Genomic DNA, 13,578 nt, shown 5'->3' on the forward strand with positions numbered 1-13,578 from the left:
GGCGGCTGAACCGGACACTCGGCCAAAGACACGGCCGGACCCGACCGAGGCCGGGGATCCACGAGGCAGGTAACGACTGCGACGCCAGCAAAGCTGGACTTCAGGGTGGCCGAAGCCACCGATGAAGGCTGTGCAGACGCGATGTCCACAGAAAGCCCTTGCAGTATGGTGCCAGGATCAATCGAGGTTCAAGGCCGCGGCATGGGTTGCCACCCGCAAGCGTCGGGAATCGGGATGTTCTTGGTAGCGTAGTAGCGCATTTGAGGTCTGCAATTCAAGCTCATACAAATGGGGCTTGGGTCAAAGCAGCCTTGGCTTGAACTAGTACTAAACATCGTGATCTTGCTCGAGTGACAGCGTTGTAGAGCAGCCGCCGCTTCTGGTCATCGCTTCCGCCAACAGCGGCCGGCCAAAGAACGATGACATTGTCGAACTCACGATTCTTTGCCCCATGCACCGTCATGGCTCGAAATCTGCCATCCGTGTCACGCTGACGACGTCTGCGATTCGAAAAGGACTCCTGCACGATTGCCTCGATTTCCTCCCGAGCAAAATCGCTCCGTCCCTGGGTTCGACGCTGAAGGTTGAGCCACTTCGCCACATGGTGGGTTACATGCAAATCACCGCAGAGACGTACAGCGGCATCTATCTCGGTTAGCGTTCCAATATCCGGCAGATGCAATTGCGCCAGAAAATCGGCAGCGGCTTGGCTCTCCGACCGCTCCCAACGTATGTTGAAAGGGCCGTGCCCCTGTTTCGTAGTATTTGCACCGACCCATTCGATGACTTTTTCTGAGAATTGACCTGTAGCAGGCGTGATGACTGCGACACGTTTGTTTCCTCCATACCAGCCAAGAGCGTTTGCCACCCAGCTTCCGGCCAGTTGTGGTTTTGGCGTCAAGTCAATCCGGAATAGCCCGTTGGAAACGGGCGCGACCCCGGACCGTATAGCACTGGCTGCTTGAAGCAGAGCTGGTACGGTCGTTCTTTTCGGGACGGCAAGATTTTCGATATTACCGACCTCAGCGAGCCAGGTACATGCGGGGTTCGGGCGCAACTGCTCGTCCAGGCATTGAAACTCGTCAGCAGCGGCAACAACTTCAAGACGCGTTGCCAGCGCACGTACAATGCGGAGACGTACCGGTGTAAGGTCCTGAGCTTCGTCCAACAATACAATAGGAAAAGTTGCCGCCACCCAACGCACCACGATATCCTGTTGAAGTGCGGTTGCGGCTGCATCGCAGACTTGGTCATAGTTACCAACAGCCGGGATGCCAAGACCAAGCTGAATGAGCAATGCCTGCCAACGGCGCACAATTCGCCACGCGAAGCTGTCCACAGTGGCGCATTCATGCTTGTATGCGAGAGCAGGTATCGAACTCAAGCGTTCATGTAGTCGGCGACGAGAGCCGTGCATGAACGTCAAGGCAAGGACCTTCTGGCCAGCCTTTAGCGGCGTCTGCTCCAAATGATCGGAAAGCGCCTGCATTAACCGATAGGTCTTACCGCAGCCGGCGCCGCCAGAGAAGGCACGCACTGTCATGGCTGAAACACCCACACGCCAGCGTCGTCAAGATGGAATCTAGCAGTCACGATGCCAGCGCATGCAGATGCCAATCCGCTAAATAACTCGGCAGCACGTGCCCTACAAGCAACATTATTGGCGATAGCGTCAGCGACAGCTTCGTACGAAATGATGTCCATCTTGTGGGCCTTCAGCCACGTGACTACATCAGCTGTGGTCTGTGGAGGTGGTTGAGTTAATTGATCAAGCACTGGAATCACCGCTGGCTCATCAGCCATAAGTATCCAGCCGATCGTATCCTCCATCATTGCTCCATCTTGCCAACGCACTATCGCAGCTGGTGGGGGCTGGGTGGCCTTTAATTGCTCTACATAGCCTTGGCCGGCAGCATCTCCATCCACCAGACAACAGACACATTGATGAACGCCCGCCAGCAGAGCATGGGTTTCAACGACTTTGGCGTCGTCGGTCGGTACAACGCCTACCTCCAGCCCAAAGGCGCGAGGCAAACTGGAAATCCAACCTTCCGTGAGCATCAGGGGGCGAAGGATCGATTTCAAAAGCTGGAAATCGGCTCGACCTTCGGGGACCAGAATCGCCGGATGCAATAATGCGCTTAGGACATCCACGCGGTTCTGTTGGAAAAACTTGCGTTTCCAGTTTGGTGCATCAGGCAGCAATACGTCGGTGAGAAATGGCTTGGCTGTCAGCTGGCCGTGATCGTTTCGCAGGACCAGTACGGATGCAGGATCAGCCATAGCGGCGATGACGGGCGAGTGGGTTGTGATAAATGTCTGGGTCGACAGTGCTTGCACTCGTTGAACCAGTTGCTGCTGGGTTGCTGGCGGAAGGTGTACCTCAGGCTCTTCCAGCGCCATAAGGAACCCCTCTCCTGCAGCAGCACGAGTCCTGCCGAGCTCAAGCAGCAGCATTAATCCCTGCAATGAGACAAGGCCACTACCTTGGCGCGCGGCGGGAACACTTGCTCCCCCTGGTACCGCAAAATGCGCTGACACGGCCTCCATGACGGAGCGGCAGTCGGTACCAGTTACCCGGAGCTGTATCGCCGGCGCGTTTGAGATGCAGCGCGCAATTTCCATATTGACGTTATGGATCAGCGGTGAGATCTGTCCGTCTTGCTCAATAGGCTGCGCTGGCATACGCAATCTGTCCCGCTCAGCGAGAATCGCCGTCGAAGGCTGCGCTGCGGCGGCATAGACCGTTCTTCGGAACAACTCGCTTCCCCAGGAAAATACTCGATCCCAAGTCCTACTGGCCCGCACAAGAAAAAAGCCTAGTTGTTGAATCAGCTTTGGCGGGACGCCAACCGGAGCATCGTCTGCAAACGGGTCGATTGGATTGTCGTGATCGTGAAAATACCGCACCATTTCGACCGTTAATGAATCTCGGTCGAAATAGGCTTGGGCGGCAATCTGGCAACAGAGCTTCCATGCTGCATTGCTACGTAGCGGATGAACAACGCCAGTAGCTTCATCCAGCCACTTGGGGATCGCTCGTCCATCTCGGAACCAATCACCACTTTGGTCGGGATCATCGCCAGGAAAGTCGGTGATAGTGGCCACCAGCCGGATCCGATCAGCCGGCTGTGGATTTGATCCATAGAAGTCGTGCTCAGTAAGCTCCCGTATTAAGCGATCCCGGCCTAACAGTAAGGCCAGCGCCTCGATCAAAGTTGTCTTGCCAGCATTGTTGTCACCGATGAGGACTGGATGTTTTTTGAAATGAACTACTCCGTCCTGGATTCCCCTGAAGTTCTCAATCTTCAGGCTCGCTACTCGCATGGTTTTCCTCCCCCGTATTGGTGATCATCGGCTTTCTCTCACATGTTATGCCATATACGTCTTTCGCCCTTCAAGCGGCTGCGACTATGCGCCTACGTCCGCCCTGTTCTGCCCTTGGAACCAGCCGTGGAGCAGTTGGGGCGGTGAGACATGGCCAAGTCTGGAGTGCCGGCATCTAGGGTCGCAGAATTGCATTGCCCGATGCCTTGATCTTGGAGCTTCGCGGGCACTTACCTTCAAGTCCATCGACCTGCGGCAGTCGGTCCACGACTGCTCCCTCTTTCGATGCTTGATGTAACTGACCTCCGTAGGTTCGCCACAGTAAACCTGCGGAGGGTTTTGTCCTTGAAGGTAGCGCCCATGCTCGGTGGAAGAGAAAAACCCCCACAGCCGGTCGGCCATGGGGGGGAATCCTACACTTACGCAGCTTGCCGCACCTCTTCGGCATCGACTCTGGCGCTACCCACTTCGTCCTTGTCTAGGTCAAGCAGTTTGAGCAGCCCCCGCTGCCGGACCAGCAGGTCCGTCAGGCGGCCTTCGTGCTCGAAGGGCCGGGCCAGTTCCAGCCGCAGGTCCTCCAGCCGTTTGCGGCGGGTCGCCAGCTGCGCTATGGCATCGGCGTGATGCTTGCCCACCGATTCCAATGCGGCCAACAAGGCGGCCACCAGCGCCGGGCCCGTTTGATAGGGCTCGGCGTTGTACAGGCAGTGCCCTGCCAGGTAGAGGTTGGGCGTCTCCTCGCCGCGGGCCGCGAGGATGCCGAGGTCGAAGCCGCCAAACCGGCCGACGATCCGTTCGATCATCCGGCTGGCCGTGCGCACTTCCTCCTTGGCGGCCCTCACCAACCCGCGTAGCGCTTCGCCCACCGCATCGGGGCCCACGATCCTGCGCCCCGCCAGCTCCATGGCGATGCCTTGCATGGTTTGCGGCTCGATCCGGGCCGCGTCCTGCGCGTACAGCGCGACTTTCTTCTCCAGCGCCTCGATCGACATCGGCAGCCGGCCCACTTCGCTTTCGTTGGCATAGCGCTGGTTGCGCCACACCGAGAACAGCGTCGAGAGCTTGGCCACCTCCGCGTCCACGCCGGCTTTCTCGATCACCAGCGGATTGCCCGACGCCAAGGCCTTCACCTCGGCATAGGACAGCGCCGCCAGTTCCACATCCTCCAGCGACCGGATGCCCTTGTCGCCCTTCATCACCTGGGCGATGAAGCGCGCCTTGGTCTCCAGCGTTTGCCACATGTAACTGTCGAAACTGCCTTCCGTGACATATCGGAAAATCTCCACCTCCTCGCACTCGTTGCCCTGGCGCAGGATCCGCCCCTCGCGCTGTTCGACGTCGCACGGACGCCACGGCGCATCGAGGTGATGCAGGGCCACCAGGCGCGTCTGCACGTTGGTGCCGACGCCCATCTTGGCGGTGGAGCCCAGCAGCACCCGCACCCGGCCCTCGCGCACTGCCTTGAACAGCGCCGCCTTCTGGGCATCCGTCTCGGTGTCATGGACGAAGGCGATCTCCTTGTCGGGGATGCCCGCCGCGATCAGCCGCGCTCGCAGGTCGTCATAGACGCTGAAGCCCTTGCCGCCCCTGGGGGACGACAGGTCGCAGAACACCATCTGGCTGCCGCGGAACGCTGCGGTGCGTTGCCAGATGGCATGGACCTCCCGCACGCAGGCGGCGACCTTGCCGTGCTCGTCGAAACACGCCAGCGGCGCCACCAGCCGGAAATCCAGCGCGGCCTTGCGGCCGTCGGTGGTGATCGCCAGCATGTTGTCGTCCTTCGGGTCGACCTTGCCGTTGCGGATGGCTTCCGCCCGCAGCACCAGGGTCTGGACGAAGGCTTTCAGCGACGGGCTCGCCGGGCAGGCGACGATGCGTGGCTTGCCGCCGCGCAGCTTCGGCACCGGCAGGTCCAGCATTTCCGCCGTGCGGATGTCGGCCACTTCGCCGAACACCGCCATCAGCTCGGGCACGTTGATGAAGCGCGCAAAGCGCGTGTGCATGCGGTAGCCGCTGCCGTCCGGCGCGATTTCCAGCGCCGTGACGCTCTCGCCGAAGGTGGCGGCCCAGGCGTCGAACTGCTGCAGCCCGAGTTCCTCCAGCCGGTTGGGCTGCAGGTAGCGCATCATGGTGTGGATCTCGGCCATGGTGTTGGCCACCGGCGTCGCCGTCGCGAACACCACCCCACGCTGTGCGTGCCCATGGAGTTGCATCGTGTAGCGCGTCTTCAGGAACAGATCGAAGGCGCGCTCCGAACTGGTCAGCGGCAGGCCCGCCACCCGGGTCATCTTGGTGAACCGGTAGAGGTTCTTGTGCAGGTGGGCCTCGTCCACGAACAGGGCGTCGATACCCAGCAGTTCCCAGCTGAGCAGGTCGTCCTTCTTCTGGTCGGCCGACAGCTTTTCCAGCCGCGCCGCCCAGTTCTTCTTCATCGCCTCGAGTTGCTTGACGATCCGGTTGGACCGGTCGTTGCTCTTCTCGGCGCGGATTGCCATCTCTATTTCATGAATGATCTCCTTGATGAAACGCTCGCTGAATCGCGGCGACATCCGGATGCGCTCGAAGCTCGAGTGCGTGATGACCACCGCGTCCCAATCGCCCGTGGCGATGCGCGACACCAACTCGCGCCGACGGTCGCCTTCCAGGTCCTCCTTGCCCGCCATCAGCACCGACGCGTTCGGATAGAGCCGGACGAATTCGGCCGTGTATTGGGCGAGCATGTGGTTGGGGACCACATGGCAGGGCTTATTGACGAAGCCCAGCCGGCGCAGCTCCATGCCGGCGATGACGCACACCGCCGTCTTGCCGGCGCCGACAACGTGGAAGAGCCCGGTGTTCCCGGACTGCACGATGCGCCACACCGAATCCAGCTGGTGCGGATGCAGCTCGAAGCAGCGGGAGAAGCCCGGCAGCTTCAGGTGCGCGCCGTCGAAGCGCCGCGGCCGCGTGGCGTTGAACAGGTCGTTGTAGATGCGGCACAGCTTCTCACGGCGCTCGGTGTCCTCGAAGGCCCAGGCGGCAAACCGCTCCTTGATGAGGCCCAGCTTCTCCCGTGCCGCCAGCGTCTCGTCGGGATTGACGAAATACTTGTCGGTCAGCGGATCGCGGTCCCGGACGGTGGGCACCTGGACGTTCAAGGCGCACTGCACGAGTTCGACGGCGTTCAGGCGCGACGTGCCGAATTCCTGCGTCACCTTCACGTTCTGCCGCGCTTCCCACTCGCCGTATTTCACCGACCAGGCGCCGGCCTCGGCCGAATAGGCCACCTGGCAGTCCTTCAGTTCCAGGACCTGCTGGATGAACGCCTCGACGTCGAGGGCCGGAATCCACACCGCGCCCAGACGCGGCTCGATAGCTGCCGGTTCCAGGTCTGCGGGCTGCACCTGCTCCAGGGCCTCGATGTTGCGCTGGTAGGCTGGACCCGACAGCACCGCCTGCTTGAGCTTCGCTTTCACGTTGCCCGACAGGTAGTCGTCGGCGCTCTTCCAGTGCCCGTCGGCGGGGTCGAGAAAAATGTGACCCGCCTCGGCCAAGGCCGCCAGCACCGCCGCCTCGGGGGCGGCCAGCAGCCCGGCCATATAGGCCGGATCGACCCGGCCGCGCCACTGGACGGACGCGGCCAGCGCTTCGGCCGGTTCGCCCGCCGTACTCGGCTCCACCACCCGGGTGAGCGTGCGCCGCGAAAACAGCGCCGCCTTGCGGGCCGTCTCGGACTCCTCGTCGTAATGCTCCAGCGACAGGAGCAGCGGATAGTCGGGGTCGCGCCGGAATGCCAACGCGTTGGCGCGGGTGGACAGGCAACCGCATTTCGCGACGTAGCGGTCGTAGGTCCCGTTGAGCATGGCCCGCAGGTGGCCCAGCCGGCCGTCGCTCTCGTCCGCCAGTTGCGCGTCGAGCAGCGCCCGGGCGTGGTCGCGAATGGCGCACATCCCGGTGATGCGGGCGCGCTGCGTGGCGTTGAGCCGGTCATGGACATCGACCATCTCGCCGGCTTCGACCCGATGCACCCGCCCCTGGTGGAGACGGTAGCTGCCGGGCCGGGCGCCGGCTTCGGCCGGGACCACCACCCGCAAGGGCGCAGCCTGATGGACGATCGGGTGGTAGACGCCGGCCGGCAGCAAGGCGATGCGCTCTTGCAGAGCCGCTTCCAGGTTCCCCTCGAACACGGCGACCGGCACTTCCTCATAGCCGTTGCTCTCGCGACGGATGCGGCCGATGCAAAACTGCGGACGCTCGGCGTACCAGGCGTTGATCGGCAGGTAGCGCTCGTAGCACTGAGGATGCCGGAGACTATCGGGCACCGCCCCCAGCTTCAGCCAGTCCGCATCGACCGCCTCGGCCCGCTGCCGCTTGCGCAGGAACAGGATGTCGGTCTGCACATCGGTGGCGGCGATCCCGGCGAAGGTGCCCTTGGGGAGCCGGATGGCGCCCAGCAGGTGAGCCTGCGCGGCGATGTACTCGCGCACCGCGTCGTACTGGGCATCCAGCGTGTGACTGCTGGTGATGAAGCACACCAGCCCGCCGGGGCGCACCAGGTCGAGGGCGCGGCCGAAGAAATAGTTGTGGATGCTGAAACGGGCATAGGCCCGGTTGCTCACGTCGGCAACTTGGTACTTGCCGAAGGGCACGTTGCCGATCACCAGGTCGAACCAGTGATCGGGCAGTGGGGTCTTCTCGAAGGGGGCAATCCGCACGTCCACGCCGCCGGGCGCGTAGAGCGCCTTGAGGATGCGGCCGGAAACCCGGTCGATCTCGACGGCCGTGACGCTGCTGCGCTCGGCCATATTCCGCGGCATGGCGCCGACGAAATGGCCGATGCCGGCGGCGGGCTCCAGAATGCGCCCGCCGGTGAAGCCGAAGCGTGCCACCGCCTGCCAGATGGCCTCGATCACGTGGATCTCGGTGTAGTGGCTGTTGTTGACGGAGGCGCGCGCCGATTCGTAGTCCTCGGCGCCGAGCATCGCCTGCAGGCGACGGGCGCGTCCGGCCCAGACGCGATCCACGGTTTCGAGGTTGAAGCTGGCAGGCAGGCCGCCCCAGCCGGTGTAGCGCAGCAGAACTTTGCGCTCCTCTGCGCTGGCTGGGCGGTTCTCGGCTTCGATCTGCCGCAACTGCTCGATTGCCGCCAGATTGGCTTCGAATTTCGCTACGGCGCCGCCCAGATCATCGAGGTCGGCACGACCCAGGCTGGGCCAGACCACACGCGATGCCGTTGCTACGCTGGCGACGACGCGCCAGCTTGCCCGGGGGGCGATGGGCGCCGGGGGCGCTTCGCTCGTCCCTGGATCGGACAAAGCAACGTCCTCATCGGCCGAGCCAGACGACCGGCCTATGGGGAAGGAAAAGATCGGCCTTGCCACGGGAGGCAGGCCGGGAAGCACAGGACCGTCCGGGTCGAAGCCGGGCAGCCACAGGGAAGGCGCGGTAGGACATGCCATCGGTGTGTTCTCCATGGAATGCGGGAACACACCCCCCACCCGGGGAGACATGCTCCCCAGGTGGGAATGACAAGCGGATCGCGACGAATCCGCTATGGCGACGCGAGGCGGTTCAGCCTGATGCTGGACTCGCGGCGGCAAGACATTGCTGCCGGTACTCTGAAGGCGGGTGACGACCGCAACGCCGAATGGATCGGAGCGCTCGAAGGCGCGCGTTGGCCGAAGCCAGATGCACGGTCAGTGTGCCGCGCGGCGCGCCGTTTTGCGCACGGGACCGCCATTTGCCTGCGGAAACCCGAGCGGAGCGGGGAGCTTGTGGATGGCGATGGATGGGCCAGCGCTGCGCGAACGCCGAGGGCGAGCCCTGATGCACCTCCAACTATGAGGCTGGCCCCGACCATGGCTATGAGGGGGCGCCGACTACATCAACATCTGGGGGATCGCGCGGCCGAGGACGCCAATCTCAATCGCCTTCCCGGGTATCGGCGTTGGTTGGAGTGCATGCTGAAGTGATTTGTTGGCCGCACGCATTCGCAGTCGCCCCGTCCACCGACTGACCGGGCCGAACGCTCAGACTGACCGTCGCCTTGCCCTGCCGCTTCGCATCGAGCAAGGCGGCGTCGGCGCGCTCCAAGGCCTGCGGCAGCGATTCGTCGGCGTGGCGCTCGGCAATGCCTGCGGAGAACCGCAGGAAGACGGTGCTGCCAGAGGCCGGGAACGGCGCGACGGCGAGCGCATCCCGCAGACGTTCCAGCATCTTTCGAGCGTCGCTCCCGCTGCAGTTCGGGAGGATCAGGGCGAACTCGTCGCCGCCCAAGCGGGCGATGGTGTCGGTCGGACGCATATGGCGGCGCAGCGTGGCGGCGAAATGAATCAGCGCGGCATCGCCCACCGGATGGCCGTGCCGGTCGTTGATTGCCTTGAAGCCGTCCAAATCGACCATCATGCAGCAGGCCGACGCGTCCTTCACATCGCCGCCGGCCCATTGGTCGCAGGCGCGCCGGAATCCGCGACGGTTCAATAGCGGGGTGAGGTCGTCCTGGTGGAGCAGGTGCTGTGCTTGTTGCAGCGCCTGTTCCAAGGCAACGATCTGTTGCTTGACGGACGACCGCCGATGTCGTCGCTGGAAGTTGGAGCGCATGGAGAACCTGTGCCGCGTCAAAAAGAGGACCACAGCATAGGGAGGGGCATCGGAGAAACCCTAGCGGGAACGGGCGGATTGTCGGCGCCATTTCGAGATCAGGCGCGACGGGCCCGTCGATTCAAGACGCGGGGACGGAAGGCTTGAAGGGCAGGGGGCGGGTGAGATTCTGAACCTATGGACATGCCCATCGGCGTGCTCCTTTCAACCGTTCAGGAGGCCTCGTGAAACTCTCCAAAGCCGAAGTCGACGCCATCATCGCGGCGTCGCCCCGTACCTTCGTTCCCTTCAACAAGCTGGTCCTCTCGGAGGACTATCAGGCGCGGGCTGGTGGCAGCACCTCGAAGCTGAGCATCGCCGAACTCGCGGCCTCGATCAAGGAAAGCGGGGTGCTGCAAAACCTCGTGGTCGTGGAAGGCGCACGCGGCCGCTACGAAGTCTGCGCCGGTGGCCGTCGCCTCGAAGCGCTGGCCCTGCTCGTGACCCGGAACGACATCGCCGACAACTATCCGGTCCCGGTGCTGATCGTCCCCGCCGACAAGGCGCTGATCGCCAGTCTCGCCGAGAACTGCTTCCATATCCCGATGCACCCGGCCGACGAGTTCGCCGCCTTCGCCAAGCTGATCGGGCAAGGCAAGTCGGTCGAGGACGTGGCTGCCGCCTTCGGCGTCACGCCGCTGGTGGTCAAGCGCCGCATGAAGCTGACAACGGTCTCGCCCAAGCTGATGGCCCTGTTCCGCGAGGACAAGGTCAGTCTGGACTGCCTGATGGTGCTCGCCTCGGTCGACGACCACGAGAAGCAGGAACAGGCGTGGGCCAACCTGCCATCGTGGAATCGTCATGCCGACTACTTGCGGCAGTTGCTGACGCGCGGCGAGATCGAGTCCGACCGCCATCCGGTGGTCAAGTACGTCACCGTCAAGGCCTACGAGAAGGCGGGCGGGCCGTCACGCCGCGATCTGTTCAGCGACGACGACAAGAAGGTCTATCTGCTGGACGCCGCGCTGCTGGAGAAACTCGCCATCGAGAAGCTCCAGCGCACGGCCAAGCAAGTCCTGGCCGAAGGCTGGAAATGGGTGGATGTCCGCACGCGCTATGTCTATGACGAGTACGTCAAGCACGGCGAACTGCGCAAAGCCAAGCGCTCGTCCACCGAGCAGGAGGCGGCCGAACTCGAACGCCTGCAGGCGCAGATCGCCGAGCACCACCACAGGATGGAGGAACTCGCCGACCAGGACGGCAACGAGGACGAGTTCTACAAGCTGGAGCAGGAGGCCGAGGCGTTGGGCGCGCAGGCCGACGCCATCGAGGCGGCGCTGGTGGTTTGGCCGGCCGAACTGATGGCGCAGGCGGGTTGCGTGGTCTATGTCGGGGACAATGCAGCACCGGCGGTGCGCTATGGGCTGGTCCGTCCCGAAGATCGCAGCGACATGGCGCAGGCTGCCCGCGAGGCCGGTTCGCCCGAAGGGGCAGGGGGCGAGTCGCTGGTCTCCCTGCCGGCGGCCAAGACCCGGCCGGTGCACTCCGAGCGCCTCGTGCGCAGCCTGACGGCGCATCGTGTCGCCGCCATCCAGGCCGAACTACTGAGCCGCCCCGATGTCGCCATCGCCGCCCTGACCGCGCAACTCGCCGCAAAGCTGGTGGTCGACGGCTACCGTCGCCTGTATGGCAGCGGCGATCCCCTCACGATCAACGCCACCGACACCCACGGCACCCTGCGGACCGAGGCGGAGGATATGGAAGCCAGCGCTGCGTGGCAGCAGTTGGAGGCCGAGCGCCAGGCCTGGGCAATCCATCTGCCCGACGACGTGGACGCGATCCTGCCTTGGGTGCTCCAGCAGAGCAACGCCACCGTGGTCCGTTTGCTCACCTTCCTGATTGCGACCAGCGTGACGGGCGTCTATGGCGCCGAACCGGACAAGCAGAGCACCGATGGCATCGCGGCGGCGCTCGGGCTGGACATGACGAAATGGTGGAAGGCGACCGGGGCGAGCTACTTCAACCATGTCTCGAAGGCGCGCATCCTGGAGGTCGTGACCGAAGCGGCCGGGGCGAATGCAGCCAGCCAGCTGCAAGCGCTCAAGAAGGATGCGGCTGTGTCCGGAGCCGAACAGGCGCTGGCGGGCGTGGCGTGGTTGCCGGGCGTGTTGCGGAATCGGGAGCCGGCTCACGCGGACGTGGCATCGGATGACTCAGGACCCGGCGGCACATCTATGGTTGGTGATGATGTACCGGCGACGGCAGAAGCCGTCGAGGCGGCATAGACGGCCTGACTTTTCCCAAACTAGCTAGGGAGTTGAGCGGACGAATTGGCATCGGGGGGAGCCCCATCGAAGACCGCCTGGGAGGATCGGTTGCGCAATTTCCCCATCTCGGGGAGAATCTGGCCTGAAGGCCTCGTCCGCCTGAGCTTCGAGCGGCTCAATCCAGACTTTCGTGCAACACCCCGCTGTTTCCCTTTGCCACCACCATGCGATTTCGCCTGGGCGTAGGCCAAGTAAGCGCTCGATTGGTCCACGCTGATCTAGGAGATTCGCATGCCTATCGGCATTTCAAACCTCGCCCATTCTGTTCGCAAGAACAGTTCGACCGACACTGGCACTGTTTCGGTGTCTCTCGGCCATGCCCACCAACTCGTCGCGGCGGCCATGGGCTACAAGACACTCGCTTCGTATCAGGCGGCCCAGGCCGTTGGCGGAGAGCCCGCTGCCCTGGACCTTGTGCGTCACTTCGTTCCCGACTACGACTTGCTTGGCAGGCGTGCTCTGGAGCTCGGGATCTCGATCCAGCCCGCCCGTCTGCATCAACTGCTGGAAGCCGCATTGTCCGAACGCCTGCCGGGTGCGCAACTCCATGACGCCTACGGGAACCTGGAGGACGTCCTCAGGGAACGGGTAGAACAGGTCGTCCTTGATGACGACGACGTCAACAGCGCCATGGCAAATGCCAACTACGATGGCATCGACGAAGTGTACTTCGACTTCGAGGTTGCGCTGGAGGAAGCTGCCATCGGCGATCCGTTGCTCGTCGACCTGGACGGCCACGTCGGCCTGGGCATCGACACCGAGCGGCCGTACGCTGGTCACAAGGTAAACGTCGAAGGCACGCTTACCCTTGAACGGTTCGGGCTTCGCTGCTTTGGTGAGCCGGAAGTGACCGTCATCAATGCGGCGCTGGACTATAGTTGGTCGGCCCCTGACCCAGACGATGAAGAAGATGGACCGCCCGTGCGCAGCCTGACCCAGGCTTATGCCGAACTGCTTGGCCTGGAATCGCAGGAGGTGGGTCCCCTCGTCGACGTCGAACCGCAGGCGCTGGACGGCAACAGCGGCGAGATGGTTTACGGCTATCTCCTCAATTTCGAAGGCTACGCTTCACCGGAAATCACCGCCAGAATCCTGGATCGACACGGGTCGCTGCAGATCGAAGTCGGTCCGAGCTTCTTCGAGAACGTTCGCGACGACGACTGGCCGAACTGAGCCCGAGTGTGAAAAGGTCGGCCGGGTGCCCGGCGCAGGCCGGTCTCTTCTGCGAGAACCGCCGACTTCGATGCGGCAGACGCGAACTGGAGACTATAGCTGCGAGAGCATTCAACCTCGCCGGCTTCCCGGCCGCCGGTGAACGCTTGGGGGCGAAAGTGCCGCGCCCGAGCATGATCGAGGGACGCGGCGG

General features: G+C 63.3%; 6 protein-coding genes. 2 read left to right on the forward strand and 4 right to left on the reverse strand.

Annotated elements, in window-relative coordinates; translation table 11 throughout:
- Window positions 1–280: 280 nt before the first annotated feature.
- The 4 genes from GQB03_RS14100 to GQB03_RS14115 all read right to left on the reverse strand — a co-directional run bounded on the left by GQB03_RS14100 (window position 281) and on the right by GQB03_RS14115 (window position 9,906).
- On the reverse strand, window positions 281–1,543 hold the full coding sequence (locus GQB03_RS14100; RefSeq protein WP_159690561.1) for an ATP-binding domain-containing protein: 1,263 nt from the start codon (window positions 1,541–1,543) through the stop codon (window positions 281–283).
- A complete protein-coding gene (locus tag GQB03_RS14105; protein ID WP_159690565.1) occupies window positions 1,540–3,327 on the reverse strand; it encodes an ATP-dependent nuclease in 1,788 nt (595 codons plus the stop codon). Before GQB03_RS14105 ends, GQB03_RS14100 begins: the two co-directional genes overlap by 4 nt.
- 419 nt (window positions 3,328–3,746) lie before the next feature.
- Window positions 3,747–8,528 carry an Eco57I restriction-modification methylase domain-containing protein gene (locus GQB03_RS14110; RefSeq protein WP_235027067.1) on the reverse strand — a complete coding sequence of 1,594 codons (4,782 nt, stop codon included), beginning with the start codon at window positions 8,526–8,528 and terminating at the stop codon, window positions 3,747–3,749.
- A 700-nt stretch (window positions 8,529–9,228) separates the two neighbouring features.
- Window positions 9,229–9,906 (reverse strand): GGDEF domain-containing protein, encoded by a 678-nt coding sequence (locus GQB03_RS14115; RefSeq protein WP_159690571.1) that lies wholly within the window; start codon window positions 9,904–9,906, stop codon window positions 9,229–9,231.
- A gap of 224 nt (window positions 9,907–10,130) precedes the next feature.
- Between GQB03_RS14115 and GQB03_RS14120 the strand changes: the two genes are divergently transcribed.
- Complete coding sequence (locus GQB03_RS14120; protein ID WP_159690574.1) at window positions 10,131–12,170, forward strand: ParB/RepB/Spo0J family partition protein; 2,040 nt, start codon at window positions 10,131–10,133, stop codon at window positions 12,168–12,170.
- A gap of 273 nt (window positions 12,171–12,443) precedes the next feature.
- Window positions 12,444–13,385 (forward strand): hypothetical protein, encoded by a 942-nt coding sequence (locus tag GQB03_RS14125; RefSeq protein ID WP_159690577.1) that lies wholly within the window; start codon window positions 12,444–12,446, stop codon window positions 13,383–13,385.
- The last annotated feature ends 193 nt before the right edge of the window (window positions 13,386–13,578 follow it).

The sequence above is a fragment of the Cognatazoarcus halotolerans genome (assembly GCF_009800965.1).
Taxonomy (GTDB): Bacteria; Pseudomonadota; Gammaproteobacteria; order Burkholderiales; family Rhodocyclaceae; genus Cognatazoarcus; species Cognatazoarcus halotolerans.

What these genes read in the sequence shown, in the direction of transcription:
- GQB03_RS14105 (WP_159690565.1), bottom strand. Translation starts at nt 3,327, where the DNA reads ATGCGAGTAGCGAGCCTGAAGATTGAGAACTTCAGGGGAATCCAGGAC.
- GQB03_RS14115 (WP_159690571.1), bottom strand. Translation starts at nt 9,906, where the DNA reads ATGCGCTCCAACTTCCAGCGACGACATCGGCGGTCGTCCGTCAAGCAA.
- GQB03_RS14100 (WP_159690561.1), bottom strand. Translation starts at nt 1,543, where the DNA reads ATGACAGTGCGTGCCTTCTCTGGCGGCGCCGGCTGCGGTAAGACCTAT.
- GQB03_RS14125 (WP_159690577.1), top strand. Translation starts at nt 12,444, where the DNA reads ATGCCTATCGGCATTTCAAACCTCGCCCATTCTGTTCGCAAGAACAGT.